Here is a 25,951-nt window from a genome sequence, read left to right on the forward strand (position 1 = left end):
GTGGGGCTTGCGACAGTCAGAGAAGCCTTTGCCATCAACGCAGGCAATACGGGGTGACTTTCTTGTATGGATGGGCAGAGGCAACTGGTGCTGGTTAAGCCCTGAATCAGGAAACTGCCGCGCGACGGGAGATAAAAGCCCGATCCGCGCGGCGGCAAAGATCGATTAGTGGGCGAAGATCATCGCCGGGTCGCGGAAGGTTTTGAATTCCAGACCATTGCCAGCCGGGTCGGTGACAAAAAATGTGCCCTGTTCACCCGGTTCACCAACAAAGCGGATTTTGGGTTCCAGCAGGAAGGCGACAGCGGCATTTTTCAGGCGGTCGGCCAGGTCGTGCCATTGCTGCCATTCCAGCACTGCGCCAAAATGGGGAATGGGTACAGCATCGCCATCAACCGTGCCGTTACCGGCATTCTGCCCGGCTTCGGGGCGGACATGGGCTGAAAGCTGGTGGCCGAAAAAGTCAAAATCGATCCAGTTTTCCGTCGAACGGCCTTCGTCACATCCCAGGATGCCAATATAGAAGGCGCGGGTATCGGCAATTGATTTGATCGGGAAGGCCAAATGAAATGGCGGGATTTTCATGGCTTCAATTTCCAGAAAAATTAATGATAATCGCTTTGTCAGACTGTAAATCAGAATGATAATGGCTAAAAAGTCAGAAGTTCTGCTTATATCATCAGGAAAACTATTGCTATGGCGTTGCGCCCTGCTACCCCGTCCTTAAATGCCCTGCGCGCCTTTGAGGCGGCGGCCCGGCTGGGCAGCTTTGCCAGGGCTGCATCCGAATTATCGGTAACACCCGGTGCGGTCAGCCAGCAGGTCGCCAATCTGGAGGCTCGGTTAGGCATTACTCTGTTTGATCGCAATGGCCCGCAATTAACCCTGCGCGAGGCCGGGCGCGCCTATTTACCGGCCCTGCAAAAGGCGTTTGACGGGATCGAGGCCGCCACCCTTGATCTTTTGACCCATGGGGGATCGGATCGGAAACTGGTGATTGGTGCCCTGCCTACCCTGGCGACGGTGTGGCTGATCCCGCGTTTGTCACGGTTTCAAAATGAATTTCCCAAAATTCGCCCGGTTATTGAAACCCTGTCGCTGAATTTTGCTACCCCGGACCGGATGCCGGATCTGGGTGTGCATCAGATGGATGTGGGGCTGTATTTTGGGAATGGCCACTGGCCGGGCTTTGCCAGCTTTAAAATACTGGAAGAACAACAGGTTGTTGTGGCCGCACCGGGGCTGGTTTCTGCCGATATCCGGGATCATGCCCGTTTAACCGGGGCGGATGCGGATATTTTATCGCGCTTTCCCCGTCTGGTGCATACGACCCGCCCGCGGGCCTGGCACCAATGGGCGCAGGTTAATGATGTGGTGATCCACGGCGAGCCGGGGTTGGGGTTTGAGCATTTCTTCATGCTGATCGAGGCCGCCAAAAGCGGCATGGGCATTGCCCTGCTGCCCCGTATCCTGATCGAACCGGCCCTGGCAAAGGGGGATTTGGAAATTGTCCATGACGGGACCTTGCAGGCCAGCGATGCCTATTACCTGATTTGCGATGAAAACCGGCAGCATGACCCGGAAATAACGGCTTTTCGCCAATGGCTGCTGTACGAAGCAGGATCAGGCGGGAATGAAGGCCGTTAAGTTGTTGGCATATATCGTTTATCCCTGCCCTTCAAGCTTGCGATAAACGGTGTGTAATTCGTAATCTTTGTTGGGACCAACGACTTTAATTCTGGTTTCGAAATGATCATCGTCATACCAGAACATGCGATGATGATACAAATCATTGCCGCAAGGATGATGATCCTGCGCAGCAAAGGAATCCTCGGGGTTATTGGCAGCATCGCCCGGTGCATTCTGGCTGAAATTCAGCAGCACATAGCGATTGCCAAAACTGACCGGGTCGCGAAACAGCATTTCAATGGCATCGCCCTGCAGGACAAAATCATATTCGCGGTAACCGTCAAACTTTTGCCCATCCTGGCGATGTAAAACCCCTTCTTCGCGATAGCGCAGGGTGTTTTCTGCGCTGTCAGGTGCGATGAAAAAGCGCGCTTTGCCGCTAAACTGGCCCATTTCCCCCATGGCGCGTTCAAGCGCCCAAGTCCCTTGCAGGCTGGTGAAAATGCGGCGGGCGGGAAAGTCGGGCTGCTGGGCCATAACGGGCTTTCAATTTTCGGCAGGAACAGGTGATTGGCGTTAACGCGCTGAAAATAAGTGCTTTTGTGATGAATCAGTTGGCCTGACAGGCACAAACAGCAAAGGTAACGAGTGAGAAGGCTGGGTGCTGCCGGGAAATGCGCCGGTTTTGTTTTGATATCAAAATGGCATGTGTGATTTAAAACCAGGGACATGCCATTTAAAAGCCAATGAACCGGATAGCGGCCCTGCCCGCCTGTAAATCGTGGGCGGGATGCACCGGGATCGCGGTATTTAGTCTTTGGGCAGCATCAGGCCCAGTTTGGTGCCACCGATAATGTGCACATGAAGGTGTGGCACATCCTGGCGGCCATGATCGCGGGTATTGGCGATCAGGCGATAGCCATCCTCGACCACACCGGCCGCTGCCGAGATTTTGCCAATCGCGCGGGTATAGGCGACAATTTCGGCGTCCGAGGCATTTTCGGCAAAATCGTCATAGGAGGTATAGGAACCCTTGGGAATGACGAGAATATGGGTCGGCGCCTGCGGGGCAATGTCGTGGAAGGCCAGAACGTGGTCATCCTCGAATACCTTGTTGCAGGGAATGTCGCCGCGCAGGATTTTGGCGAAAATGTTTTCGGGGTCGTAGGCTTTGATCGCCATCGGGATTCTCCTGAAAAAGACGGGATATAACCCGGATTATTCGCTACGTGATGCCTTTTCGGCAATACCGGAAATGCCTTCACGTTTGGCAAGGATATTCCAGACATCATCGGGTTTAACACCCTGATCCGCCCACAACACCATCAGATGATAAAGCAGGTCGGCACTTTCGGATGCCACGTTTTCCGGGCCTTCGGCCAGGGCGGCAATCACGGTTTCAACGCCTTCTTCGCCCACTTTCTGGGCGATTTTGCGTGTGCCTTTGCTAAACAGTTTGGCGGTATAGCTTTCGTCGGGGTTGGCACCCTTGCGCGCGGCAACCGTTTCAAACAAACGGTCCAGGATTTCGCCGTTAAGTGCTGTGGTCATTTTTCCCGTCCTGCCTGTTGTTTTGCCCCTTGGCAAACAATCCATAAATTACCATATTCGAAAAACGTTCTATTTTCGAAATGTTATGCGTCGCGCACCGGAAGCCCGGCTGCCTTCATGTGATTTTTGACGTCACGAATGCGATAGGTGCCAAAATGGAAGATGGATGCCGCCAGCACAGCGGAGGCATGACCTTCGGTAACCCCTTGAACCATATGGTCAAGTGTGCCGACACCGCCTGATGCGATAACAGGGACGGATACAGCATCGGCAATGGTGCGGGTCAGCGGAATATTGAAACCAGACTTGGTGCCATCGCGATCCATGGAGGTGACCAGCAATTCGCCAGCGCCATATTCCGTCATTTGTTTCGAAAAAGAAACGGCATCTATTCCGGTAGCGTTACGACCTCCATGGGTGAAAATTTCAAAGCTGTCCGGGCCGGTTGATTTGGCATCAATCGAAACCACGATGCATTGCGAGCCAAATTTGCGGGCGGCTTCGCGCACGAAGTCGGGATTATTGACCGCAGCAGTATTGATCGAGACTTTATCTGCCCCGGCCAGTAGCAATTTGCGGATATCCTCGAGTGTGCGCACACCCCCGCCCACCGTTACCGGCATAAAGCAGGCTTCGGCCGTACGGGCGACCACATCAAAAATGGTGTCGCGATTGTCGCTTGATGCGGTGATATCAAGGAAACAAAGTTCGTCTGCGCCTTCGGCATCATAGATGCGGGCCTGTTCGACCGGGTCGCCAGCATCGATCAGATCGACAAAATTCACACCCTTGACCACGCGACCGTCTTTAACGTCCAGGCAGGGTATCACACGGGTTTTCAGCATGTCGGCTTCCTGTCGTTATGCCAGTGCGGCAATGGCTTCGGCCAGGTCAATGCGGCCATCATAAAGGGCACGGCCCGAAATGGCGCCATCAATCCCGGCATCGGCCTGCGCCTTGACGGCGAGAAGGTCATCAAGCGATGAAACCCCGCCCGATGCGATAACCGGGGTTGAAATCGCCTTTGCCAGGGCAACGGTTGATTCGATATTGGGGCCACCCATGGCACCGTCACGGTCAATATCGGTAAAGATGATGGCCGATACACCGCAATCTTCGAATTTCTGCGCCAGTTCCAAGGCGGTGATTTCCGATGTTTCGGCCCAGCCTTCAACCGCGACAAAACCATCACGGGCATCAATGCCAACAGCAACCCGGCCCGGCCATTTTGCGCAGGCTTCCTTGACCAGTTCAGGATTGCGCAGGGCAACGGTGCCCAGAATTACACGGTGCACACCCTTGTTTAACCAGTAATCGACGGTTTCCATATTGCGGATGCCACCGCCCAGCTGCACCTTGGCGCGTTCGCCGACAGCAGCCAGAATGGAATCAACCGCAGCGCCATTGACCGGTTCGCCAGCAAAGGCACCGTTCAGGTCAACCACATGGACCCAATGGCACCCTTTATCGACAAATTCGCCAGCCTGGCTGCCGGGATCATTGTTAAAGACCGTGGCCTTGTCCATGTCGCCGCGTAACAGGCGAACGCAGGCGCCATCTTTCAGATCGATTGCCGGATAAAGGTTCACTGTTCTGCTTCCTGTATTTTCTTGGTGTAGTAATAGCCTTCGACCATTTTGCCGTCGATCATGGCGTAATAGGGGTTAATGCCCCAGCGGACATATCCCATGCTGTGATAAAGGGCGATGGCGGCTTTTTGCGTTTCGCGCAGGTCCAGTTTCAGCACGCTGTAGCCCTGCTGGCGGGCGAAATATTCAATCGCGCGCACAATGGCCTTGCCGTTGCCGCCGCCGCGTGCCCAGGGGGCCACGAAATGCCCGGTAATTTGCGCGGAATGGCGCTGCGATTCCAGGTTCGATGGCGTTTCAAGAAGCTGTGCCGCCCCTGAAATAACCCCATCAACCCGCGATACAAACAGATGCCGGCCCGGCATGATCAGAACGCCACGCCAGTATTTTTCCATTTCCGGGCGACCGGGCGGGGTCAGCCAGCCAAAGCCGCCCCCTTCAACAATCGCCTGGATGCAGGCATCAACGATATCGGACAGATCACCGGGGGAAAGATCGGTGACATGTTCGGCAAAAACATTCGGGCTCATGGTGACGCTGGGTCCGCTCATGGTTTCCATCCCAGGAAATTCCCGATCAGGGTCAATCCTGTTTTCTGGCTTTTTTCAGGGTGAAACTGCGTGCCGATCATATTGTCGCGGCCGACAATGGCGGTAATTTCGCTGCCATAATCCACGCTGGCCAGCCGTTGTGACGGGGTGGCAATACGCATGTGAAAACTATGGACAAAATAGGCGTGATCACCGCTGGAAATACCTTTTAAAACCGGGTGATCTGCCCCGGCATCGTCCAGGCGCAATTCGTTCCAGCCCATATGCGGAATTTTAAGGGCGGGATCATCTGGTTCAATGGCAACTACTTCGCCGTCAATCCAGCCCAGACCATCGGTATTGGCAAATTCCCGGCCGACTTTGGCCATCAACTGCATACCAACACAAATGCCCATAAAGGGTTTGCCACCTTCAATGACCTGTTCATGCAGAAGTTCAACCATGCCGCCCACGGCGTCAAGGCCGGCACGGCAATCGGCAAAGGCCCCGACGCCGGGCAACACGATATGGCTGGCATCCCTTACATGATGCAGGTCATCGGTGACGACAACATCAATGGCAAGGTTGTTTTCGCGGGCTGCACGCTCAAATGCTTTGGCGCAAGAACGCAGATTGCCTGAACCGTAATCAATGATCGCGACGGTCATGGGGTGGGGATGCTCCCGTAATAGGACGAAACAGGGGTCGGGGTGATGGCAGTCGTTTTTACCGCCCGGTGCACATATTGGTACAGGGCGTCTCTTTCGCTGCTGCTGGCAATGATATCAACCATTTTCCAGCCCTGCTTTGCCAGCTTGCGCCGGTGCAGGTCATTGGCAACAAGGCCAAAACCGATGGAAATTACGATATTAAGCAGAAATTCCATTTCCGGGCCGCCATTGGCCAGATATATCGCCAGATTGACCAGCCCTGACACCACCAGAAGGCAGATAAAGGCCAGCCATTGCCGGTGAAACAGGGCCCAAAGGCCCGTCAGCAGAAACGCCCAGAAGTTGAAACCTTCACGGACCAGCACGGCATCCTCGATCGGATCGGCATGGCCGGGGTTGATATGAACGGTATAAACCTTCATCGAAATTCAGACTTTCGCCCCGGCACCGCCGATACGGCACCACCGGGATGGATTGGCCTGATAAGCAGGCCGGGAAACAGGGCGTTTAAAGTGACCCGCCCAGAACACCCTTTGTCGACGGAATGGCATCGGACTTGCGCGGATCAATTTCGATCGCATCGCGCAGCGAACGTGCCAGCGCCTTGAAGCTGCTTTCGATAATATGGTGATTATTTTCACCATACAGGTTTTCGACATGCAGCGTGATGCCGGCCGCCTGGGCAAACCCCTGAAACCATTCGCGGAACAGTTCGGTGTCCATATCGCCGATTTTGTCACGGGTGAAGGTGACATTCCAGATCAGGTAAGGGCGGCTGGAAATATCAAGGGCAACACGGGTCAGGGCTTCGTCCATCGGCAGAAGGCAGCTTCCGTAACGGGTGATGCCTTTTTTATCGCCCAGGGCCTTGGCAAAGGCCTGGCCAATCGCGATGCCGGAATCTTCGGTGGTATGATGGAAATCGATATGCAGGTCGCCTTCGGCGCGAACCGTCAGGTCCATCAGGCTGTGGCGTGAAAGCTGTTCAAGCATGTGATCCAGAAAACCCACACCGGTTTTGATGTCATAGACACCGGTACCGTCAAGATTGACCTCGGCGGTGATACGGGTTTCGTTGGTGTTGCGCTCTACGCGGGCCTTGCGCATGCAAAGGCTCCTTTCCTGCAAAATCAATGCGTCTGTCAGCAGGTTATTTAGCAACATCGCATCTGAATTGCCAGTTTAACCGCATACCCAATGGCCGCAAAAATAACTGGCGGTAAAAAAGGGTGTGTGGTTTTGGCTGCTTGCTGCCCTGCCCCTTGACCCTGACACTCTACGTGCTAACTCTTGACCCGAACAAGCAAAGGCCAATTTCAGGAAGTTTTCATGAGCGATCAATCGCAGCAAAGCTGGCACGGGACGACGATTCTTTCCGTTCGCAAAGGCAACCAGGTGGTGATTGCCGGCGACGGGCAGGTGTCCCTTGGCCAGACCGTGATCAAGGGCAATGCCCGCAAGGTGCGCCGTATCGGCCAGAAGCAGGACATTATTGTCGGCTTTGCCGGGGCCACCGCCGATGCCTTTACCCTGCTTGAACGGCTGGAAGCCAAACTGGAACGCCACCCCGGCCAGACCATGCGGGCCTGTGTCGAACTGGCAAAAGACTGGCGCACGGATCGTTACCTGCGGCGCCTTGAAGCGATGATGGCCGTTGTTGACCGTGATATTTCACTGGTTCTGACCGGCATGGGCGATGTGCTTGAACCCGAAGACGGCATCATTGCCATTGGGTCGGGTGGCAATTACGCCCTGTCTGCGGCCCGTGCCCTGATTGACCAGGACATGGATGCCGAAGAAATTGCCCGCCGGGCCATGAAGATTGCCGGTGATATCTGCGTTTATACCAACGGCAATGTTACGCTTGAAAAAATCGATGAGGCAAAGGACGTCGCCTGAGCGAGACGTCTGTCATCTGCGCAATGATTGCCCATTAAGGGGATTATCGCGTTACAAACCGGACCAAAATACATGACACAGCAATTCAGCCCGCGCGAAATTGTTTCAGAACTTGATCGCCATATCATCGGCCAGAAAGATGCCAAGCGCGCTGTCGCGGTGGCTCTGCGCAACCGCTGGCGCCGCCAGCAATTGACCGAGCCGATGCGCGGCGAAGTTCTGCCCAAAAACATCCTTATGATCGGCCCGACCGGGGTGGGTAAAACCGAAATTGCCCGCCGCCTTGCCAAGCTGGCCGATGCCCCCTTCCTGAAGGTTGAAGCAACCAAATTCACCGAAGTCGGTTATGTCGGGCGCGATGTTGAACAGATCATTCGCGACCTTCTGGAAGTTTCCATCGATCTCACCCGTTCGATGATGAAGCGCAAAGTGACGGCGAAGGCCGAGCTTCAGGCCGAGGAACGCATTCTCGACAGCCTGGTTGGTGATAATGCCTCTGCCGAGACGCGTCAGAAATTCCGCAAGAAACTGCGCGAAGGCGAGTTGCAGGAAAAGGAAATCGAGATTCAGGTGCAGGAAAGTGCCTCGACCTCGATGCCGACCATTGATGTGCCGGGTATGCCTGGTGCGCAGATGGGGATGCTCAATCTGTCAGACATGTTTGGCAAAGCCTTTGGCGGCCAGACCAAAGCCAAACGCATGAGCGTTGCCGATGCCTTTGATCGCCTGATCGAGGAAGAATCCGACAAGCTTCTGGATATGGAAAAGGTGACGGCCGAAGCCATTGAGAATGTCGAACAGAACGGCATTGTCTTCCTTGACGAGATCGACAAGATCACCGCGCGTTCCGAACGCGGTGGCGATGTGTCACGCGAAGGTGTGCAGCGCGACCTGCTGCCGCTGATCGAGGGCACCACGGTTTCAACCAAGCATGGCACAGTTAAAACCGATCATGTGCTGTTTATCTGCTCGGGTGCGTTCCATCTGGCAAAACCGTCGGACCTGCTGCCGGAATTGCAGGGTCGTTTGCCGATCCGGGTCGAGCTGAAGGCACTGACGGAATCTGACTTCCGCAGTATCCTGCTGGAACCCGAAGCATCGCTGATCAAGCAGTATATTGCCCTGATGGGTACCGAAGACGTGACGCTGGAATTTGCCGACGATGCCATTGACGAAATTGCCCGCATTTCGGCATCGGTCAATGAAACGGTCGAAAATATCGGTGCGCGTCGCCTACATACGGTTCTGGAAAAGCTGCTGGATGAAATCAGCTTCACCGCCACCGACCGCTCCGGCGAGAAGGTCGTGATCGATGCGCAATATGTGCGTGATCAGGTCGAAGAACTTTCGAAAAACGCTGATCTGTCGAAATTCATTCTCTGACGTCAGATCACATCGAACAGATAGTCCGATGATCATGAAGGCCAGCATTTCGGTGCTGGTCTTCTTTTGTTTTGGTAGTGTTGTGTGTGAAAATGACAAAAAACAAAATTTGTCATTTGTTATTTTTTGTAGTTAAGCTGGCTTCTGTCCCCAATAAACAGGAGCCTTGATATGACATTTCCTAACCGTTTTCTGGGTCGTAACGGCCCGGCTGTTTCGGCAATCGGGTTGGGCTGCATGGGCATGTCGGATTTTTATGGTCCCAGTGTGCGCACCGATGCCCTGCAAACCATTGATCGGGCGTTGGAGGCGGGCATTACCCTGCTTGATACCGGTGATTTTTACGGGATGGGCGATAATGAAATGCTGCTGGCCGAAGCCTTGCAGGGCACAGGCAAAAACAAACGTGACCGCGCTTTCATCCAGGTGAAATTTGGTGCCCAGCGCGGGCCGGATGGGGCGTTTCTTGGTACGGATGCAAGGCCCGCTGCCGTGAAAACCGCGCTGGCCTATTCGTTAAAGCGGCTTAAAACCGACTATGTCGATTTATACATGACCGGGCTGGACCCCACTGTGCCGATTGAAGAAACAATTGGTGCAATGGCGGATCTGGTGGAACAGGGATATGTGCGCCATATCGGTATTTCCAACCTGGATGCAGCCATAATCCGCCGGGCCCATGCCACCCACCCGATTACCGCCCTGCAATATGAATACAGCGTCATTTCGCGTGATATGGAGGCGGAAATTCTGCCGCTGTGCCGGGAACTGGGGATTGGCATAACCGCCTATGGCGTGCTTGGCCGTGGCCTTTTGACGGGCAGTACTGGCGCTGGCGAAACAGACTGGCGATCAAAAATTCTGCCGCGTTTTCAGGGGGAAAACCTTGAAGCCAACCGCAAGCTGGTGGCTGTTTTGCAGGATTTTGCCCGGCAGGAAGGATTAAGCCCGGCACAGGCCGCGATTGCCTGGGTGGCAAGCCAGGGAGAGGATATTATTCCCCTTGTCGGTGCGCGCACCCTTGCCCGCCTTGAGGAAGCAATTGCCAGCCCCCTGAAATTGCCTGCCGGTATTTTGGCCCGTATGGAAAAGGCCCTGCCGACAGACCAGGTGCAGGGAAGCCGGTTAATGTCGCTGCGGCGGTGAAGCCCCTCGACACAGGGAAGTTCCCCGGATTATGGTGCGGGGATGAAAGCAAACAGTACTGATACGGGCGATATGTATGCCCGTATTCTTGATACCGCAGAGACATTGTTACGCCGTTTTGGACCGGAAAAATTGACGGTTACCGATGTGGCGCGGGCAATGGATATGAGCCATGGCAATGTGTATCGCCACATTCCCAGCAAGGCGGCCTTGCGTGCGGCCGTGATTGCGCGCTGGCTTGAAAAGGTATCACACCTGACTGATGCCATTGCCCAAAACGCAGGCCCGGCAGATCAGCGCCTGCGGGAATGGCTGGTGGAACTGGCCGTGATCAAGCAGCGCAAGGTAACCGAAGACGCCGAAATGCTGGCAGGTGCCGCCCTGGTGGTGCGTGAAAGCCCGGATGTTGAACAGGAACATTCAGCGCGTTTGCGCATCCAGGTGATTAAAATTCTGCAAGACGGGCTTAAAGACGGCACCTTGCCCCATGCTGGCGATGTGGGCGTATCGGCATCGGCGATATTGAATGCGACATTCCGTTATCACCACCCGGACCTGGTGGCAAAGGGCGGTGCGCCGGAAAAGCAGCTTGCTGCATTGCAGGATGTTGTGTCGCTGATCCTTGCCGGGTTGCAACGCTTGCCGGAATGATCGGGCTGGCAGCCTGATCTGTCCGTCGATCGTTAAGGCGTGATTAAGCGCTGTAAAGCTTATGGACGTTATCGGTTGTGCGGGCGGGCAGGTAAACGGTGAAGACAGACCCTTTGCCAACTTCGCTTTCAATCGTCATGGTGCCGCGGTGGCGCTGAACCAGATGTTTGACAATGGCAAGGCCAAGGCCGGTGCCACCAACCGCGCGGGAACGGGCGGTATCGACACGGTAAAAACGTTCGGTCAGGCGCGGCAGATGTTCGCGTGCAATACCATCAGACCGGTCGCAGACCGATACGGCCATGATGCGGCTGTGGCGATAGCGCGCAAGGGCTGCTGGCGGGTTTTTCACCAGGTTCAGTTTCACATCAACGGTGCTGTCCTGGTGGCCATATTTGATGGCGTTTTCGATCAGGTTCTGGAAAACCTGGATCAGTTCCTTTTCCTCGCCAATCGTGTGGGTGTCTTCCAGGTTGGATGTTACCCGGATCGCCATGCTTTTGGCATCCGCCTTGACCTTGAGGCCCGTTGCCACTTTTTCGATAATGGTGGTGACATCGCAATCGCTTGACGGCGGGGTATGTTCGTTCAGCTCGATCCGGGCAAGGGACAGCAGGTCTTCGACCAGGCTTTGCATGCGTTGTGCCTGATCGCGCATCACCGGCAGGAACTGGCCAAGGGCATCGGGGTCGTCCTTGGCGGGGCCTTCGAGTGTTTCGATGAAACCCAGCAGCACCGAAAGCGGGGTGCGCAATTCATGGCCGGCATCGGCGGCAAAATCGGCGCGCATCTGTTCGACCTTGCGCAGTTCTGTCAGGTCGCTAAAGGACAGGACAAAATTGCGATTGCCGGTTTCGGCAGGCAAATGGGCGGTCAATACGTCGAAATGGCGCTGGGCGTCGCTGGCAAGCACAAATTCGGTATGCTGCATTTTGCGCCGGCCCGAAGACACCATATCAAAGGCATCCAGCAGGATGGGATCACGGATAAAGCGGGTCAGGTCATAGCCGGTTTCAAGGTTGTGAAACAAAGACTTGGCCGCCTGGTTAAAGCCGGTCACCGTGCGCTGGCGGTTCACCATCACCACCGGGTTTGGCAGGTGGTCAAGGATTTCGGCATCGGTGCTGGTTTGGGCTTCCAGGTCCAGGATGCGTTCGCGAAAGGCCGTTGTCACCTGGGTATAAAGCGATGAAAGCTCGGCTGCGGCCTCGAATGTCAGGCGCTGCGGCGGGGTGCCGCGAAAATGATCCCGCAGGGTGGCGGCATAGCGGGCAACAGCGCGCAGATCCTTGAAATAAATGCGCAGCAGGCCGACAATGCCCAGCCATGATGCACCCGCAGCAACCACGGCAAGCCCCCAGGCGATCTGGTCGGACGCGGCCAGCAATACCAGAATGGCAGCAGGCGGAATGTTCAGTGCGAACGCTGTCGCAAGCAATTGCCGAAAGCCCAAGAGGTTCTCCAGATCAAAGCGGCGGCATCAAATAGAGCGAGATAAATTTTGCCTAACATGATGATGTCAGAGCGAATATCAAATCAACTTTAGATGACAGTTTTCAATTCATTGAAAACTATCGGCTTTTTCATATGAAAAATGCCGCCTCGTGCAAAAACGGAGCGGCATTTGACGGAGTCGCACTGTAATTTATACGATTGGCCTTAAAGGATGCTTGCACCTTCATCAAATGCCAGGCGCGGGCTGCGGGCAAACAGTTTGGCGGCATCGCCATAGCCGATATTGACCATGAAATTGGTTTTAACAGCCGTGCCAGCGAAAAATTCGCGATCAACACCCTCAGCATCAAAGCCCGACATCGGCCCGCAATCTAGGCCAAGGCTGCGCAGGGCTAAAATCAGATAGGCGCCCTGCAGGCTGGCATTGCGAAAGGCGGTTGCCTTGATCAGCTCGTCATTGCCAGCAAACCAGGAACGGGCATCGGCATGGGGGAAAAGCTGCGGCAGTTTTTCGTAAAATTCCATGTCCTGGCCGATAATGGCGGTTACCGGGGCTTCCATGGTTTTGGCGCGGTTGCCTTCGGCCATGAGCGGTTCAAGGCGGGCTTTGGCGTCTTTGCTTTCGACAAAAATCACGCGCATCGGTTCGCAATTGGCGCTGGTCGGGCCCATCACGGCCAGGTCCCATGCCTGTTGCAACAGGGCGCGGTCGACCTTTTTATCCTGCCAGCCATTATGGGTGCGGGCATCGTTAAACAGGATATCGAGGGCTTTTTGATCAATCATTTTGAAAAACTTTCTGGATTGTTCAGGGTTTAGGGTCTGCACCCTATTGCCAGCAGCCTAGGCAAATAACATGGCAATGAGAAGGCCCGACTTGGCGCAAGTCATTTTGATGGATCGCCATTCTGATGTTGCGCCCCTGTCGGCGCCAAACTTCAACGGCGTTATCACGGCAACGGTTGGCATTGCTTTCTTTGCACTGGTAATCGTGATGGGGATGGCGATGGGCCGGGTATGGGATCAATCCCGGGTATTATGCGTTATGATGCCCGTGGTAAGGCAGTTTGCCCGGCGATATCTGGCCGATCAGGTGGTGTTTTGCCGGTTTTGCGATGTGATTAGGCCGGTTTTGGGCCGCAAATATATGAAATGCAGCGTAAAATTGGCCAATATGTCGTCACGCATTGCCACAATATCGCGACAATGGCGATGTTTTATGTCGCCCGGACCGATGCACAGATCATTGAATGGCATGGATAAATAAATGCAGATCGATAAAAACAATTCCCGTTCCGGCCTGTGGGCACAGCCAAATCCTAAACGGCATATGGTGCGTGGCGCGCTTTTGATGGCAGCGACGGCATTGGCCTTTACCCTGGCGGCCCCGGCACAGGCGCAAAACGCGCAGAATATGGAAATTACCGGCGATGCCGCGCCACAGAAGGCTGCGGGATCAAATGAAGCCACCGCCCAAAAGGCGGTACCTTCTGCACCGGCTGAAGGGTCTTCCGCACCGAAAACCACATCCGGTGCGCCGTCACCGTCGACCAGCCCGGCGGCCACTTCTCCGGCAGCAGCGGAATCGGGTGTGACGGCGAAACAGGATGCCGGCTCATCGGCGGTGGTATTTATGTATCACCGTTTTGACGAAGGTGAATATCCGTCAACCAATACACGGGTGGATCAGCTTTCAGCCCATATCGCCGAACTTGGCAAATCGAAATACCATGTGATGGATGTGGGCAAGATCGTTGCCGCCATCGCCAATGGCAGCCCCCTTCCCGACCGGGCCATTGGCATTACCGTAGATGATGCCTATCGCACCTTTTATTCGGTTGCCTGGCCGATGTTTAAAAAGGCGGGAATGCCGGTTACGGTTTTTGTCTCAACCAGCCAGCTTGATGCCGGTTATGACAGCTACATGACCTGGGATATGCTGCGCGATCTGGTCAAGCAGGGTGTTACCGTAGGAGGGCATAGCAACAGCCACGCCCATCTTTCGGCCATTTCGGCGGCAGAGGCCAAAGCCGAACTGGAAAAATCGGCACAGCGTTTCAAACAGGAACTGGGTTTTGTGCCCGAACTGTTTGCATACCCCTATGGTGAAGCCAGCAGTGAGGTGCAGCAGGCCGTGCGCGATGCCGGTTATAAGGCTGCCTTTGGCCAGCAAAGCGGCGGGTTTGATAAAACGGCCGACCGGTTTTATCTGCCGCGTTTTGCCCTGAATGAACATTACGGGTCGCTCGACCGGTTTGAACTGGCGGCAAATTCACTGCCGCTTGATGTTTCCGACCTGACACCGGCGGATTATACCCTGACCCGTAATCCGCCTGCCTTCGGTTTTACCTTGCAGCAGCCGGCCAAGGATGTGAAATGTTATCCGTCCGATGGCACCGCCACCATGAGCCGCCTTGGCGAAGAACGTGTGGAAGTCCGCCTTGATGGGCCGGTCTCGCCGGGTCGCTGGCGCATCAACTGCACTGCGGGTGGACCGGATGGCCGCTGGCGCTGGCTGGGGATGCTTTATACCGTCCCCGAAGGGATCAAAAACCCCGGTTAAAACCGGGGAATTCCCTTATTTACGCATCATTTTCGTTTTTTCCTGATGAATAACGGCTATTGCGTGTTGAACCGCAACGCGCTAGGTTATCCACACTTCGATAACGTAAATAATGGCCATCCACAGTGCTAACAGGAAAAAACATCCTTTTAATCATCTCGGGCGGGATTGCTGCCTATAAGGTGTTGGAAGTCATCCGTCGTTTGCGCGACCAGGGGGCATCGATCCGTGCCATCCTGACCAAGGGTGGCGCCGAATTTGTCACGCCATTGTCGGTGGCGGCGTTAACCGAGAACAAAGTTTACCAGGACCTTTTTTCCCTGACCGATGAATCCGAGATGGGCCATATCCGCCTGTCCCGCGAGGCGGATTTGGTGCTGGTTGCGCCTGCCAGTGCCGATATTCTGGCAAAAATGGCGGCGGGCATGGCCAATGATCTGGCGACAACCGCCCTTCTGGCAACCAACAAGCCGGTTCTGGTTGCACCGACCATGAATGTTGAAATGTGGAACAACCCCGCCACCCAGGCCAATATTGCGACGCTGGAAAGCCGTGGCATTTTGCGCATTGGCCCGGCGGGCGGTGATCTGGCCTGTGGGGAAACCGGTACCGGGCGGCTGGCCGAACCTGCCGAAATTATTGCTGCCGTGCAGGATTTTTTCGCCCGCCAGGACGGGCCAAAACCATTGGCTGGAAAAAAGGCCGTTGTAACCAGCGGCCCGACGCACGAACCGATTGACCCGGTGCGCTATATTGCCAACCGGTCATCAGGCAAGCAGGGCCATGCCATTGCCGCCGAGCTGGCGCGTGCCGGTGCCGATGTGACGCTGGTTTCCGGCCCGGTAAACCTGCCCGACCCTGTTGGTGTCAATGTGGTTCGGGTGGAAACCGCGCGCGACATGCTGGCATCGGTGCAGGCGCAAATGCCGGCCGATATTGCAATTTTTGCCGCTGCTGTGGCCGATTGGCGCGTTAAGGACCAGGCCGGACAGAAGATAAAGAAAACCGGTGATGGGGCATTGCCGGTTCTGCAATTTGCCGAAAATCCCGATATTCTTGCCACCATCAGCCAAAGCAGCCCGACACGCCCGGCGCTGGTGGTGGGGTTTGCCGCCGAAACCGAAAATGTTGTTGAACATGCGCGTGCCAAACGGGCGCGCAAAGGGTGTGACTGGATTTTGGCCAACAATGTTGCGCCTGATACCGGCACCTTTGGCGGCGAAGACAATGAAATTCATCTGATTGCCGGTAATGACACAACAGGCGACGAAGTTTGGCCGCGCCAAAGCAAGGTTGCGGTGGCAAGAACCCTTGTCGCCCGTATTGCACGGCATTTTGATACGTAAATAGAACCCGGAATATGACGCGGTGCTGCTGTATGTGGTGCCCGGAAAATACAAGACGAAACAGGATTTATGAATGACGACGCTGTCTGTTGATTTGAAGGTTTTGGACCATGGCCGTGATTTGCCCCTGCCGGCTTATGCGACGGCACAGGCGGCTGCGGTTGACCTGGTTGCGGCCATTGGCGCGGAAGTGGTGATTGCACCGGGCAAACGCGCCATGATCGAAACCGGTATCGCCATTGCCCTGCCCGCCGGGTTTGAGGCCCAGGTTCGCCCGCGTTCGGGGCTGGCAGCAAAAAACGGTGTCACGGTGTTAAACAGCCCGGGCACCATCGATGCGGATTACCGCGGCGAGATCAAGGTGATTCTGGTTAATCTGGGCGATGAACCCTTCCGCATCGAACGCGGAATGCGCATTGCGCAAATGGTGATTGCACCGGTGACCCAGGTGGGTTGGAACGTGGTGGCAGAGCTTGATGCCACGCAGCGCGGTGAAGGCGGTTTCGGGTCAACTGGCGTTGCCTGACCCGACAACCCGAATGGATGTTCAGCGCAGATATCGGGGCTGCGATGACAGGCATAATCGAGGGGAGCAAACGAGAGACGATGCTTAAACTTTCAAAGAAAATGCTGTTTGCCATCGAGGCTGTGGTGGACATTGCCTATAACGCCGCAGGTGAACCGGTTCAGAGCCGTGATATCACCGCACGGCAGGGGATTCCCAAACGCTATCTGGAGCAGACCCTGCAGCAACTGGTGCGCGCCGATATCCTGACCGGCGTGCGCGGGCCGCGCGGGGGCTATCGTCTGGCGCGTGAACGCCGCCGCATTACCCTGGCCGATATTGTTTCCGTGATCCGGTCGATGGAAACGTCGGATGACCCGATTGAGGATCCGGCTGGATCCCCGCTGGGCAAGGAAGTGGTGCGACCGCTGTGGCGCGAGCTTCAGGAAACCATGATGAAGCAGCTTGAACATATTACGGTCGAAGATCTGTGTAACCGTGCACGCGATGCCGGATTACGCAGCGGCATCGAAGAATCACCGGACTTTATCATCTGATTTTTCCGGCTGACCGGTGCTGTGTGATATATTCAAACCACAGGAAAGTTTCGCAAATCGGTTTGATTGCACATTTGCGAAATTGCGTGCCGGCAGCGAAAAAACGTAAATATTCCTTGTCGCCCCTTTGACTTGGGGTAAACTCGGGATAAATACAAATACAATATGTGTTGATTTGTAATGCACACAAAAATGCGAGGAAATCATGACTGAATTTCGCGGCAAGATTTATGACAGCATCATCGATACCGTCGGTGCCACGCCGCTGGTTCGCCTTTCGCGTATCGCGGATGCCGAAGGTGCCAAGGCAGAGATTCTGGGCAAGCTGGAATTTTTCAATCCGCTGGCTTCGGTCAAGGATCGCATTGGTCTGGCCATGATCGAGGCAGCCGAAAAAGAAGGCCGCATTAAACCGGGTGCGACCCTGGTCGAACCGACCTCGGGCAATACCGGTATTGCGCTGGCATTTGTTGCTGCTGCCAAGGGTTACAAGCTGATCCTGACCATGCCTGAAAGCATGTCGCTTGAACGTCGCAAGATGCTGATGCTTCTGGGTGCGGAAATTGACCTGACCCCGGCTGCCAAGGGCATGAAGGGTGCAGTTGCCCGCGCCGAAGAACTGACCCAGGAAATTGAAGGGGCAATCATGCTCCAGCAGTTTGACAACCCCGCCAACCCGGAAATTCACCGCAATACCACCGCACAGGAAATCCTGAAGGATACCGGCGGCAAGGTTGATATCTTTGTTGCCGGTGTTGGTACGGGCGGTACGCTGAGCGGTGTTGCCAGTGTGCTGAAGGAACAGAATCCTGGTGTGCAGATCATTGCTGTTGAACCCGAAGACAGCCCGGTTATTTCCGGTGGTGCGCCTGGTCCGCACAAAATCCAGGGCATTGGCGCGGGTTTCATCCCCGGCAACCTTGATACCAAACTGATCGACAAGGTCATGACGATTGGCAACGAAACCGCGTTTTCGACCGCACGCAAGCTGGCCTCGCTTGAAGGCCTGCCGACGGGCATTTCGTCGGGTGCGGCGGTTGCAGCGGCCATCGAACTGGGCCAGATGCCGGAAAATGAAGGCAAGCGTATCGTCGTGATCATTCCGTCCTTCGCGGAACGTTATCTCTCGACCCCGCTGTTTGAAGGTCTTTAAGCCATTTTCTGGCTTATATAATTAACTGAGAGAAGGCCCGGAGACTTGAGAGTTTCCGGGCCTTTTTCGTTCTATTGTGGTTGTTCGGGAAACAGGCCTGGCATCCACTTTCCGGCAAGGGTTGCCGGGAATGCAAGGCGAAATGGTGCTTTTGGGCTTTCGCTGGTCAGCACATTTTGCTGTTGCAAGACCGAGGTAACGCGCCGTGCCTGACGCTCGACAACATCAAGTAGGCCGGGAATATCGCTGCGCGGTAACTCCCCGCGATATAAAATTGCATCCAGGATGATATCAGATTTTGTCGGGAGTGCATTTGCGGCTATTTCTGCACGGGCCCATGATAAAATTCGTTCCCGCAGCCGGTTAGGTTCGACTAGTGCGCGCATAAATTTTACCTGGTCAATGGCTGTTTGCAGGAAGAATTCGGTAAAATTGATCAATGCGTTCTGACTTAAGTGACCACGACCATCAAGATCACCCTGTCGTATCTTGTCGCAATTGGCCAGGTGCCGTTTATATTCCGCTTCCTGTCGGGCAAGACCGCGCGCCACCGACCATATTGCCCCCGTATCAAGGTTTTCAAGCAACATGGCATGGGTCATCAATCTCGTGACACGACCATTGCCGTCGAGAAATGGGTGAATCCATAAAAGGCGATGATGGGCTGCTGCTGAGGCGAGGACTCTGTTTGTGCGATTTAAGTGACTATAAGCGCTGGAAAAACGCTCCAGAAAACGTGGAATTGCACCGGAACTAACGGGAATATGTCGTCCAACCTGCACATCCCGATCACGAAAAGCACCAGGGACCACAGATACTGTTTCCCCGGTTTGTGGATCAGTTGTTGAAAGCAGGTCAGCAGGCAGTAATTCGCAAAATCGTTTATGTGTTTCGATTAAGCCTTCAGCGCTGGAGGTGCGCCCCGAAAGGCCTCCATCATCAATCCATTTTTGTACCGTGATATGCGCTTTTGCTTCGAGCTGTAAGTCCCGCTTACGGGCATCAGTGCTGTAATCGTCTTGCAACGCACGTTCAATATCAACAGGGTGGGTGTTGTGACCTTCGATCAGGTTGCTGTAATAGCAGTTCATTGATCGCACCAGATTGGCCAGTGATGACACAATGTTTTGTGGCAGGCTGCTTTTGAAGGCTGCTGATTCTGCGGTGAGTTCCATCGCGAGATCAATCAGGTCTTCCCGGCGTCTTGCACTTTCGGAAACAAGCATTGGTTCCATTAAACCAACAACTTCACCTCGATCTTCTGCCATGTGAATGTCCGCTTTTATGACCGGTAAAAAATCATGATTTTTCTTTATATCACAATGGATTGATGTGGTTAACAGTTATTGACATGTCCGTCATTATGTCCGGCTAAATGTCCGGTTGGCAGATATTTTATAAATACATTTGTTTTGCAATTTTGTGATTGAGCGATAGGGCCTCGCATCCTATCTCTTGGTAAGTAACCTGAGAGGCCCAAAAATGGATTTTGACTTCAGTGACAGCGAAATACAGCGTTATGCCCGCCATATCGTTTTGAAGGATGTGGGCGGCACCGGTCAGATGAAGCTTAAAACCGGCAGGGTGCTGGTGGTGGGGGCTGGCGGGCTGGGGTCGCCGCTGGCGATGTATCTGGCGGCGGCCGGAGTTGGCACCATTGGCATTGTCGATGACGATATTGTCGAACTTTCCAACCTGCAGCGCCAGATCGCCCATGGTATGGATGACCTTGGCACGCCCAAGGTCGAAAGCGCACGCCAGACCATGGTCAATATGAATCCCGAAGTTACGGTTCAGACCCATCAGATGCGGTTGAATGCGCAAAATGTTGTCGATCTGATTTCGCAATATGACGTGATTGCCGATGGCTCGGATAATTTCGAGACGCGGTTTTTGCTTAATGATGCCTGCTATTTTGCCGGTAAAACCCTGGTCAGCGGGGCGGCATTGCGCTTTGACGGGCAGGTTTCAACATTTAAGGCCCATCTGGGCGCCCCCCATCCGTGTTATCGTTGCATTTATCATGCTCCGCCCCCGCCCGATGCCATTCCGTCCTGTTCGCAGGGCGGTGTTTTGGGCGCAGTTGTGGGCACGATTGGCGGTTTGCAGGCGACTGAGGTTTTGAAGGAACTGATGGGCATAGGCGATAGCCTGAGTGGCCAGTTGGTGATTGTGGATGCCCTGGCGGCAAGCTTTCGTAAAATTCGCGTCCCGCGCGATCCCGGTTGCCCACTTTGTTCTGAAAAAGCAACAATCAAGGATTTAAGCTGCCATGAGCACTGATATCAGCCCCACAGCATCTGTTGCGAAATTGTCGCTGGTGGTGTTTTCCGGCAGCTTTGAAAAAGTTCATTACGCTTTGGTAATGGCAAGTGCTGCCCTGGCAACCGGGCGCGATGTGACCCTGTTTTTCACCATGGAAGCCAGCCGCACCCTGCTGGCCCCGTCTGGCTGGCGGCATTTACGCCCGGACGCGCATGGGGCCACCGCCACCAGCCTTGATTTTGGCTATGCCGAACGCGGTGTTGCCACGTTTGAAGAGCTGCTTTCGGCCTGTGGGGAACTGGGTGGCAAATTTATGGTGTGCGAAATGGGCCTGCGCGCCCTAGGCCTTGAAAATGAAAAACGTCGTGATGATCTGACGATCGAGGTGGGTGGCGTGGTGACATTTTTAAATGATGCCCGCCAGGGCGGTGAAATGCTGTTTATCTGACGGTCTGTTTGACCTGAACTGGCAGGAGCCTTGGGCGGACAGCGGCCGTGTTTTGCCGTGCCGGTTAGTTGCTCGCCAGGATTTTAATGCCCAGCCCGGCCAGGCAAACCCCAACCCCGCGTTCGATCCAGCCCTTTACCCGTTCAATGCGTGCCTGAATTGCCGGCAGGGTTAAGGCCAGGGCAACGATCGCAAACCACAGCATGTGGCAAAGCGCGATAAATACCCCATAACCGATTTGCAGCATCGCGCTGCTGTCGCTGGAAATAACCTGGCTAAACAGGGACACGATAAACAGCATGGCCTTGGGGTTTAGGGCATTGCAGGCAAAACCGCCCCAAAAAGCCGATGACAGGCCCTTTTGTGCTGCTGCCTTTGGGCTGGTATTGCCGTTTTCGGGCGTTGCATGCGGCGTGCTGCCCTGAAGGCCGGAATGATCGGCATTTACCTGTGCAAGCGCCGGGCGATTGCGGCGTTTGAGGATTTTTGCCAGATCGGGCAGAAAGGCGCTGATGCCCAGCCAGATCAGATAGCTGGCCCCAAGAATGCGGATGGTATTTAGCACCCAGACATTATTGGCGAAAATAACGCCAAGGCCGATCATGGTGTAAGTCACATGCACCGAAATGCCGGTGCCAATGCCAATAGCACATAAAACCCCCGCCTTGCGCCCGCGTGACAGGGCAATGCGGGTGACCATCGCAAAATCCGGGCCGGGGCTGATGACCGCAAGAACAGTGATCACGGCGACAGCGAGGATTTCGACAGAGACACTATCGGGCATTTTGATTTTCCTTGAACTGTGAGAAAATCCATTATTGTGGTGAAATATCTGCCGGAAAATCGAAATTAAGTGGGATTTATGGTGAATAATATTCACATAAAACGCGGGTTTTTGCCGTTGGCATCCCTGCCCGCCTTTGAGGCCGCAGCACGCCATCAAAGCTTTTCGCGCGCAGCCGAGGAATTGAACCTGACCCATGGTGCCATCAGCCGGGCGGTGGCGCAGATCGAGGATCGATTGGGTGTTGACCTGTTTGTGCGGCGAAACCGCCGGGTTTACCTGACGCGTGCGGGGCAGCGCTTGTTGCTGACAGCCAGTGAAATGTTAAGCGCGCTTGATCGCACGGTAGAGGAAATCCACCGGCATGATGTGCATTCGCCGATCCTGTCGGTGTCGTGTGAACCCAGCCTTGCCATGCGCTGGTTGATGCCGCGTCTGGGCCGATTTCGCGAGGATAACCCCGATCTGAATGTTGAAATGCATATGGCGGGCGGCCCGGTGGATTTGCTGGCATCGGGATATGACATTGCCATTCGCCGCCAGGATTTTGGCGTGCCGGATGATTATGTTGTCACCCCGCTTTGGTCGGAATTGGCCGGTCCGGTCTGTGACCCGGATTGCTGGCAAACCATTTTGGCCCGTGATTTGACCAATGCCCGCTGGCTTCACAGCCGCACCCGCCCCGAAGCCTGGGATATCTGGAAAAAAGCCAGTGGATTTGATGGTCGCCCGGCCAGCGAACAATATTTCGATCATTTCTTTTTTGCCCTGCAGGCTGCGGTGAACCGGCTGGGCACGGCCATTGGTTCGCTGCCGCTGGTGATTGATGATCTGGCGGCGGGGCGGCTGTGCGCGCCGATGGGCATGGCACCAACCGGGAATGATTATGTGATGCTGACCCTGGATTCGCTGAAAAAGGATGGCCGTATTGCCCGCTTTGCCACCTGGCTTGCTGCGCAGTCGCACGAAACGGCGGAAATGGCAAACCACCTGTTTCCGCTGCCAGCTGCCAAGTGAGGTTCGGGGAATCGCGGTGTTTTTAAACGGTGTGATGTTGAATGGTTTATGGGGGCGGTGATTGGGCTGTTTGATCCCGTTTTGTTCAATCCCTGCCAGAGGTATAGACCGTTTTTGGTGCCTGATCGGTGCTTGGGGCGCATTGGCTGGGGGATAGAGGGCAGAAACCGCGTAATTTGGTGCGGTTAATGGGGCTGGAGTATTTGATCCGGGTGGAAAGCGCGGATATGCCCCCTTGTCCGGGGGCGGAACATTTTGGAAACAGGCAGCGTTTATGATTTCGGGTCCGTCGATGGGGAAACCGGAAAGCATGTTTGATCTGCCTTACTTTGCAACAGCGCGCCAATATTTTGATATTGGCATGATCGATCTGATTTTGCGGCTGGTGGCGGCCACCGTGATTGGCATGCTGATTGGCCTGAACCGCGATATCAATGACAAACCGACTGGCATGCGCACCCTTGCTTTGGTGTCGCTGGGGGCGGCGGTTGTGTCGGTTGTTGCCGTGCATTTCCAAGATCTGATTGATCATCCCGATGCCCTGTCACGGGTGGTACAGGGGATTTTGCAGGGTGTTTTAACCGGGATCGGTTTTATTGGTGCAGGTGTGATTATGCGCCAGCCCAAGGAAATGACGGTTTCGGGCCTGACAACGGCAGCCACCGTCTGGATTACGGCTGCCCTTGGCATCGCCTGTGCGCTGGCGGCATGGCATATCGTGCTGGTTGCCAGCGTGCTGACCTTTTTTGTCCTGATTGTTTTAAAGCCGGTGGAGCTTTTTCTGGTGCGTCTTTTTGGCGGGGATGTCCAATCCGTGCGGGAAGACGACTAGCCGCTGATGGCGAAACGTTTCTTGCCGTGGGTATATGAATGAAATGGCCGGAACGTATATGCCAAGCATGCGTTCCGGCCTGTTTTGTCATGGCAGCAATCAGGCTGCGTTGGGCAGACGGGCGATAACCTTGATTTCAAAGTCAAACCCGGCAAGCCAGGTCACGCCAACAGCCGTCCAGTTGGGATAGGGCTTTTTGCTGAAAATGCTGTTTTTCACTTCCATAATCGTCTCGAACTGGTTTTGCGGGTCGGTATGGAAGGTAGTGACATCAACCAGATCATCAAATGTCGCCCCGGCAGTGGCCAGGGTTGTTTCCAGCCGTTTAAAGGCCAGTTGGACCTGTTTTTTGAAATCCGGTTCCGGTTCGCCATCTTCAAGGCTGCCAACCTGGCCGGACACAAACAGAAGGTCGCCAGAGCGAATGGCAGCGGAATAGCCATGTTTTTCATACAGGGCGTCGCGGCCTGCGGGAATAATTGCTTCGCGTTGGGTCATGATTATAAAGTCCTTCATCATTTAAAGAACAGCCCGGCTGACGACACCGCATTTGTCATCCGGGCTGTTTTGACATACGGTGTGTATGTTAAATAATCGAAATACGAAGCGCATGTCAAATTAATATACGCCTCGTATGTGAATGGAGCTAAGCAATGGCCGCCAAAAAGCGCGCAGAAACCATGGCGGAAAACCGCGAAAAGCTGATCAATGCTGCCCGCAAGGCCTTTGCCGAGAAGGGGTTTGCTGCGGCCTCGATGGATGATCTGACGGCTGCGGCCGGGCTGACGCGCGGCGCGCTTTATCATAATTTTGGCGATAAACGCGGCCTGCTGGCCGCCGTGGTCAACCAGATTGATGGTGAAATGGCAGCGCGTGCACAAGCCATCGGCGCGCAAAAGGATGACCCGTGGGAAGGCCTTTTGGCGGAAGGCGAAGCCTATATTGAAATGGCGCTGGAACCCGAAGTGCAACGCATCGTGCTGCTTGATGGGCCGGCCTTTTTGGGGGACCCGTCACAATGGCCCAGCCAGAACCAGTGCCTGATGGCAACGCGCGAACTGGTTGAAAAACTGGTGGCCTCGGCCTTTTTAAAGCCGGTGGACCCGGAGGCCGCCGCCCGCCTTCTGACCGGCGCTGCCCTGAACGCGGCGCTGTGGATTGCCGCAAGCGAGAACCCGGCCGATATTCTGCCCAAGGCGATTGATGCCTTTCGGGTGCTGAGTACCGGCTTGCTGGCCACACCTGCGACCAGATGAACCCGATGATTGCGGGTTTTTCGTAATGCGCGCGGATGGCGGGTTGATCGGTTTATAAAAACCAGTCCCTTTGCCGATCCGGCGCGCAAGGGCGGGAAGGCCAGCATTATTGCCGTGAAGAGGTGCGAAAGATTGTGCCGGTCGGGTTATAGTTTTGGCAGACCTAACGCATCATGGACTGGTTTAGCGAGCTATCGGAAAATAGCGGATACCGGGTACGGGCATTGGGAAGCTGGTAGTGCCACCATTCGACATTATAAAATTCAAAACCAGCACTGATCATGATGCCAAGCAGCAGCAGACGGTTGGATTCCGCAGTTTTTGAGATACCATCCGCCCCGTGATAGGATTTGATATCCATTTCGTCAAAGCCGGTTCCCATATCCAGTTCCTTGCCGTTTTCGTCTAACAGCGTTAGATCAATGGCGACACCGCGGCCATGCGGTGATCCGATATCGGGATTGGCGATGAAATCGGCATTCGGGGTGTGGTTCCACAGGGCGCGTTGGGCTTCCTGCGGGCGAAAAGCATCAAGCAGCAAAAGCTTTACCCCCTGGCGTCGTGCCATCAGGCTTGCCTTTTTCAGGCAGGCGGCCGCATCCTGATGCAGGTAACATGCTGGCCGCGAATAAATCGGTGCCCCGGTGAAATTTCGATCGGTGGCGTAGACGATGTCGATTTCGACATCATATTCTTGCGGCGTAATTTCGACCAGCGCCAT

31 protein-coding genes are annotated in these 25,951 nt (G+C 54.9%); 15 read left to right on the forward strand and 16 right to left on the reverse strand.

Annotation, left to right across the window (positions count from 1 at the left end; all coding sequences use genetic code 11):
- Positions 1-165: 165 nt before the first annotated feature.
- Positions 166-585: a VOC family protein gene (locus tag CSC3H3_RS19785; protein WP_101285949.1), complete on the reverse strand. Its 420-nt coding sequence runs from the start codon at positions 583-585 to the stop codon at positions 166-168.
- Positions 586-696: 111 nt separating this feature from the next.
- Between CSC3H3_RS19785 and CSC3H3_RS19790 the strand changes: the two genes are divergently transcribed.
- Positions 697-1,647 carry a LysR substrate-binding domain-containing protein gene (locus tag CSC3H3_RS19790; RefSeq protein WP_101285950.1) on the forward strand — a complete coding sequence of 317 codons (951 nt, stop codon included), beginning with the start codon at positions 697-699 and terminating at the stop codon, positions 1,645-1,647.
- 18 nt (positions 1,648-1,665) lie between these two features.
- Here the strand turns inward: CSC3H3_RS19790 and CSC3H3_RS19795 are convergent, their stop codons facing one another.
- From CSC3H3_RS19795 to hisB, 9 genes are all read right to left on the reverse strand, one after another.
- Positions 1,666-2,166 (reverse strand): DUF6314 family protein, encoded by a 501-nt coding sequence (locus CSC3H3_RS19795; RefSeq protein WP_245881196.1) that lies wholly within the window; start codon positions 2,164-2,166, stop codon positions 1,666-1,668.
- A 273-nt stretch (positions 2,167-2,439) separates the two neighbouring features.
- On the reverse strand, positions 2,440-2,811 hold the full coding sequence (locus CSC3H3_RS19800; RefSeq protein ID WP_101285951.1) for a histidine triad nucleotide-binding protein: 372 nt from the start codon (positions 2,809-2,811) through the stop codon (positions 2,440-2,442).
- Between the two features lie 36 nt (positions 2,812-2,847).
- Entirely contained in the window at positions 2,848-3,180 is a 333-nt protein-coding gene (locus tag CSC3H3_RS19805; RefSeq protein WP_101265389.1) for a phosphoribosyl-ATP diphosphatase, read from the reverse strand.
- Positions 3,181-3,263: 83 nt separating this feature from the next.
- Entirely contained in the window at positions 3,264-4,025 is a 762-nt protein-coding gene (gene hisF, locus CSC3H3_RS19810) for an imidazole glycerol phosphate synthase subunit HisF (protein WP_101285952.1), read from the reverse strand.
- 15 nt (positions 4,026-4,040) lie between these two features.
- Positions 4,041-4,769 (reverse strand): 1-(5-phosphoribosyl)-5-[(5-phosphoribosylamino)methylideneamino]imidazole-4-carboxamide isomerase, encoded by a 729-nt coding sequence (hisA, locus tag CSC3H3_RS19815; protein WP_101265393.1) that lies wholly within the window; start codon positions 4,767-4,769, stop codon positions 4,041-4,043.
- Entirely contained in the window at positions 4,766-5,320 is a 555-nt protein-coding gene (locus CSC3H3_RS19820) for a GNAT family N-acetyltransferase (protein WP_101265620.1), read from the reverse strand. Before CSC3H3_RS19820 ends, hisA begins: the two co-directional genes overlap by 4 nt.
- The gene (hisH, locus tag CSC3H3_RS19825; RefSeq protein WP_101265395.1) at positions 5,317-5,967 is read right to left on the reverse strand and encodes an imidazole glycerol phosphate synthase subunit HisH; all 651 of its coding nucleotides are present in this window, start codon (positions 5,965-5,967) and stop codon (positions 5,317-5,319) included. Before hisH ends, CSC3H3_RS19820 begins: the two co-directional genes overlap by 4 nt.
- On the reverse strand, positions 5,964-6,392 hold the full coding sequence (locus CSC3H3_RS19830; RefSeq protein ID WP_101285953.1) for a DUF2628 domain-containing protein: 429 nt from the start codon (positions 6,390-6,392) through the stop codon (positions 5,964-5,966). The genes hisH and CSC3H3_RS19830 overlap by 4 nt, the downstream gene beginning before the upstream one ends.
- A gap of 85 nt (positions 6,393-6,477) precedes the next feature.
- A complete protein-coding gene (hisB, locus tag CSC3H3_RS19835; RefSeq protein WP_101265399.1) occupies positions 6,478-7,077 on the reverse strand; it encodes an imidazoleglycerol-phosphate dehydratase HisB in 600 nt (199 codons plus the stop codon).
- Between the two features lie 222 nt (positions 7,078-7,299).
- Between hisB and hslV the strand changes: the two genes are divergently transcribed.
- From hslV to CSC3H3_RS19855, 4 genes are all read left to right on the forward strand, one after another.
- The gene (hslV, locus tag CSC3H3_RS19840; RefSeq protein ID WP_101265401.1) at positions 7,300-7,869 is read left to right on the forward strand and encodes an ATP-dependent protease subunit HslV; all 570 of its coding nucleotides are present in this window, start codon (positions 7,300-7,302) and stop codon (positions 7,867-7,869) included.
- Positions 7,870-7,941: 72 nt separating this feature from the next.
- A complete protein-coding gene (gene hslU, locus CSC3H3_RS19845; protein ID WP_101285954.1) occupies positions 7,942-9,252 on the forward strand; it encodes an ATP-dependent protease ATPase subunit HslU in 1,311 nt (436 codons plus the stop codon).
- A gap of 171 nt (positions 9,253-9,423) precedes the next feature.
- Complete coding sequence (locus CSC3H3_RS19850) at positions 9,424-10,398, forward strand: aldo/keto reductase (protein WP_101285955.1); 975 nt, start codon at positions 9,424-9,426, stop codon at positions 10,396-10,398.
- Positions 10,399-10,440: 42 nt separating this feature from the next.
- Entirely contained in the window at positions 10,441-11,049 is a 609-nt protein-coding gene (locus tag CSC3H3_RS19855) for a TetR/AcrR family transcriptional regulator (protein WP_101285956.1), read from the forward strand.
- Between the two features lie 43 nt (positions 11,050-11,092).
- Here the strand turns inward: CSC3H3_RS19855 and CSC3H3_RS19860 are convergent, their stop codons facing one another.
- Positions 11,093-12,487 carry an ATP-binding protein gene (locus CSC3H3_RS19860; RefSeq protein ID WP_245881197.1) on the reverse strand — a complete coding sequence of 465 codons (1,395 nt, stop codon included), beginning with the start codon at positions 12,485-12,487 and terminating at the stop codon, positions 11,093-11,095.
- A 221-nt stretch (positions 12,488-12,708) separates the two neighbouring features.
- Positions 12,709-13,290, reverse strand: coding sequence for a malonic semialdehyde reductase (locus tag CSC3H3_RS19865; RefSeq protein ID WP_101285957.1), 582 nt, complete (start codon positions 13,288-13,290; stop codon positions 12,709-12,711).
- 481 nt (positions 13,291-13,771) lie between these two features.
- On the opposite strand from CSC3H3_RS19865, the gene CSC3H3_RS19875 reads away from it, so the two are divergent.
- The 5 genes from CSC3H3_RS19875 (at position 13,772) to cysK (ending at position 18,628) form a co-directional block, all read left to right on the forward strand.
- The gene (locus tag CSC3H3_RS19875) at positions 13,772-15,067 is read left to right on the forward strand and encodes a polysaccharide deacetylase family protein (RefSeq protein ID WP_245881198.1); all 1,296 of its coding nucleotides are present in this window, start codon (positions 13,772-13,774) and stop codon (positions 15,065-15,067) included.
- Positions 15,068-15,192: 125 nt separating this feature from the next.
- Positions 15,193-16,413, forward strand: coding sequence for a bifunctional phosphopantothenoylcysteine decarboxylase/phosphopantothenate--cysteine ligase CoaBC (gene coaBC, locus CSC3H3_RS19880; RefSeq protein WP_101285959.1), 1,221 nt, complete (start codon positions 15,193-15,195; stop codon positions 16,411-16,413).
- Positions 16,414-16,486: 73 nt separating this feature from the next.
- The gene (dut, locus tag CSC3H3_RS19885; protein ID WP_101265413.1) at positions 16,487-16,939 is read left to right on the forward strand and encodes a dUTP diphosphatase; all 453 of its coding nucleotides are present in this window, start codon (positions 16,487-16,489) and stop codon (positions 16,937-16,939) included.
- An 80-nt stretch (positions 16,940-17,019) separates the two neighbouring features.
- A complete protein-coding gene (locus tag CSC3H3_RS19890) occupies positions 17,020-17,475 on the forward strand; it encodes an RrF2 family transcriptional regulator (protein WP_101265415.1) in 456 nt (151 codons plus the stop codon).
- 205 nt (positions 17,476-17,680) lie between these two features.
- On the forward strand, positions 17,681-18,628 hold the full coding sequence (gene cysK / locus CSC3H3_RS19895; protein ID WP_101265417.1) for a cysteine synthase A: 948 nt from the start codon (positions 17,681-17,683) through the stop codon (positions 18,626-18,628).
- A gap of 71 nt (positions 18,629-18,699) precedes the next feature.
- On the opposite strand, the gene CSC3H3_RS19900 is transcribed toward cysK, so the two are convergent.
- Positions 18,700-19,896 carry a Fic family protein gene (locus CSC3H3_RS19900; RefSeq protein WP_215907532.1) on the reverse strand — a complete coding sequence of 399 codons (1,197 nt, stop codon included), beginning with the start codon at positions 19,894-19,896 and terminating at the stop codon, positions 18,700-18,702.
- A gap of 214 nt (positions 19,897-20,110) precedes the next feature.
- Between CSC3H3_RS19900 and CSC3H3_RS19905 the strand changes: the two genes are divergently transcribed.
- Positions 20,111-20,911, forward strand: coding sequence for a HesA/MoeB/ThiF family protein (locus CSC3H3_RS19905; protein WP_101285960.1), 801 nt, complete (start codon positions 20,111-20,113; stop codon positions 20,909-20,911).
- The gene (locus CSC3H3_RS19910) at positions 20,901-21,341 is read left to right on the forward strand and encodes a DsrE/DsrF/DrsH-like family protein (RefSeq protein ID WP_101285961.1); all 441 of its coding nucleotides are present in this window, start codon (positions 20,901-20,903) and stop codon (positions 21,339-21,341) included. Before CSC3H3_RS19905 ends, CSC3H3_RS19910 begins: the two co-directional genes overlap by 11 nt.
- Positions 21,342-21,405: 64 nt before the next feature.
- Here the strand turns inward: CSC3H3_RS19910 and CSC3H3_RS19915 are convergent, their stop codons facing one another.
- Positions 21,406-22,125 (reverse strand): LysE family translocator, encoded by a 720-nt coding sequence (locus CSC3H3_RS19915; protein WP_101285962.1) that lies wholly within the window; start codon positions 22,123-22,125, stop codon positions 21,406-21,408.
- Between the two features lie 78 nt (positions 22,126-22,203).
- Between CSC3H3_RS19915 and CSC3H3_RS19920 the strand changes: the two genes are divergently transcribed.
- Both CSC3H3_RS19920 and CSC3H3_RS19925 read left to right on the forward strand, forming a co-directional pair.
- On the forward strand, positions 22,204-23,142 hold the full coding sequence (locus CSC3H3_RS19920) for a LysR substrate-binding domain-containing protein (RefSeq protein WP_245881199.1): 939 nt from the start codon (positions 22,204-22,206) through the stop codon (positions 23,140-23,142).
- 274 nt (positions 23,143-23,416) lie between these two features.
- Entirely contained in the window at positions 23,417-23,974 is a 558-nt protein-coding gene (locus CSC3H3_RS19925) for an MgtC/SapB family protein (RefSeq protein ID WP_245881200.1), read from the forward strand.
- 99 nt (positions 23,975-24,073) lie between these two features.
- On the opposite strand, the gene CSC3H3_RS19930 is transcribed toward CSC3H3_RS19925, so the two are convergent.
- A complete protein-coding gene (locus CSC3H3_RS19930; protein WP_101285963.1) occupies positions 24,074-24,472 on the reverse strand; it encodes a RidA family protein in 399 nt (132 codons plus the stop codon).
- 155 nt (positions 24,473-24,627) lie between these two features.
- On the opposite strand from CSC3H3_RS19930, the gene CSC3H3_RS19935 reads away from it, so the two are divergent.
- A complete protein-coding gene (locus tag CSC3H3_RS19935) occupies positions 24,628-25,230 on the forward strand; it encodes a TetR/AcrR family transcriptional regulator (protein WP_101285964.1) in 603 nt (200 codons plus the stop codon).
- A 163-nt stretch (positions 25,231-25,393) separates the two neighbouring features.
- On the opposite strand, the gene ddpX is transcribed toward CSC3H3_RS19935, so the two are convergent.
- Complete coding sequence (ddpX, locus tag CSC3H3_RS19940; RefSeq protein ID WP_101285965.1) at positions 25,394-25,951, reverse strand: D-alanyl-D-alanine dipeptidase; 558 nt, start codon at positions 25,949-25,951, stop codon at positions 25,394-25,396.

Origin of the sequence: Thalassospira marina (genome assembly GCF_002844375.1) — a bacterium.
Classification (GTDB): domain Bacteria; phylum Pseudomonadota; class Alphaproteobacteria; order Rhodospirillales; family Thalassospiraceae; genus Thalassospira; species Thalassospira marina.

Coding starts and splice junctions, on each gene's coding strand:
- CSC3H3_RS19785 (WP_101285949.1), bottom strand. CDS start 585: ATGAAAATCCCGCCATTTCATTTGGCCTTCCCGATCAAATCAATTGCC.
- CSC3H3_RS19790 (WP_101285950.1), top strand. CDS start 697: ATGGCGTTGCGCCCTGCTACCCCGTCCTTAAATGCCCTGCGCGCCTTT.
- CSC3H3_RS19795 (WP_245881196.1), bottom strand. CDS start 2,166: ATGGCCCAGCAGCCCGACTTTCCCGCCCGCCGCATTTTCACCAGCCTG.
- CSC3H3_RS19800 (WP_101285951.1), bottom strand. CDS start 2,811: ATGGCGATCAAAGCCTACGACCCCGAAAACATTTTCGCCAAAATCCTG.
- CSC3H3_RS19805 (WP_101265389.1), bottom strand. CDS start 3,180: ATGACCACAGCACTTAACGGCGAAATCCTGGACCGTTTGTTTGAAACG.
- hisF (WP_101285952.1), bottom strand. CDS start 4,025: ATGCTGAAAACCCGTGTGATACCCTGCCTGGACGTTAAAGACGGTCGC.
- CSC3H3_RS19820 (WP_101265620.1), bottom strand. CDS start 5,320: ATGAGCGGACCCAGCGTCACCATGAGCCCGAATGTTTTTGCCGAACAT.
- hisH (WP_101265395.1), bottom strand. CDS start 5,967: ATGACCGTCGCGATCATTGATTACGGTTCAGGCAATCTGCGTTCTTGC.
- CSC3H3_RS19830 (WP_101285953.1), bottom strand. CDS start 6,392: ATGAAGGTTTATACCGTTCATATCAACCCCGGCCATGCCGATCCGATC.
- hisB (WP_101265399.1), bottom strand. CDS start 7,077: ATGCGCAAGGCCCGCGTAGAGCGCAACACCAACGAAACCCGTATCACC.
- hslV (WP_101265401.1), top strand. CDS start 7,300: ATGAGCGATCAATCGCAGCAAAGCTGGCACGGGACGACGATTCTTTCC.
- hslU (WP_101285954.1), top strand. CDS start 7,942: ATGACACAGCAATTCAGCCCGCGCGAAATTGTTTCAGAACTTGATCGC.
- CSC3H3_RS19850 (WP_101285955.1), top strand. CDS start 9,424: ATGACATTTCCTAACCGTTTTCTGGGTCGTAACGGCCCGGCTGTTTCG.
- CSC3H3_RS19855 (WP_101285956.1), top strand. CDS start 10,441: ATGAAAGCAAACAGTACTGATACGGGCGATATGTATGCCCGTATTCTT.
- CSC3H3_RS19865 (WP_101285957.1), bottom strand. CDS start 13,290: ATGATTGATCAAAAAGCCCTCGATATCCTGTTTAACGATGCCCGCACC.
- CSC3H3_RS19875 (WP_245881198.1), top strand. CDS start 13,772: ATGCAGATCGATAAAAACAATTCCCGTTCCGGCCTGTGGGCACAGCCA.
- dut (WP_101265413.1), top strand. CDS start 16,487: ATGACGACGCTGTCTGTTGATTTGAAGGTTTTGGACCATGGCCGTGAT.
- CSC3H3_RS19890 (WP_101265415.1), top strand. CDS start 17,020: ATGCTTAAACTTTCAAAGAAAATGCTGTTTGCCATCGAGGCTGTGGTG.
- cysK (WP_101265417.1), top strand. CDS start 17,681: ATGACTGAATTTCGCGGCAAGATTTATGACAGCATCATCGATACCGTC.
- CSC3H3_RS19900 (WP_215907532.1), bottom strand. CDS start 19,896: ATGGCAGAAGATCGAGGTGAAGTTGTTGGTTTAATGGAACCAATGCTT.
- CSC3H3_RS19905 (WP_101285960.1), top strand. CDS start 20,111: ATGGATTTTGACTTCAGTGACAGCGAAATACAGCGTTATGCCCGCCAT.
- CSC3H3_RS19910 (WP_101285961.1), top strand. CDS start 20,901: ATGAGCACTGATATCAGCCCCACAGCATCTGTTGCGAAATTGTCGCTG.
- CSC3H3_RS19915 (WP_101285962.1), bottom strand. CDS start 22,125: ATGCCCGATAGTGTCTCTGTCGAAATCCTCGCTGTCGCCGTGATCACT.
- CSC3H3_RS19920 (WP_245881199.1), top strand. CDS start 22,204: ATGGTGAATAATATTCACATAAAACGCGGGTTTTTGCCGTTGGCATCC.
- CSC3H3_RS19925 (WP_245881200.1), top strand. CDS start 23,417: ATGATTTCGGGTCCGTCGATGGGGAAACCGGAAAGCATGTTTGATCTG.
- CSC3H3_RS19930 (WP_101285963.1), bottom strand. CDS start 24,472: ATGACCCAACGCGAAGCAATTATTCCCGCAGGCCGCGACGCCCTGTAT.
- CSC3H3_RS19935 (WP_101285964.1), top strand. CDS start 24,628: ATGGCCGCCAAAAAGCGCGCAGAAACCATGGCGGAAAACCGCGAAAAG.
- ddpX (WP_101285965.1), bottom strand. CDS start 25,951: ATGGCGCTGGTCGAAATTACGCCGCAAGAATATGATGTCGAAATCGAC.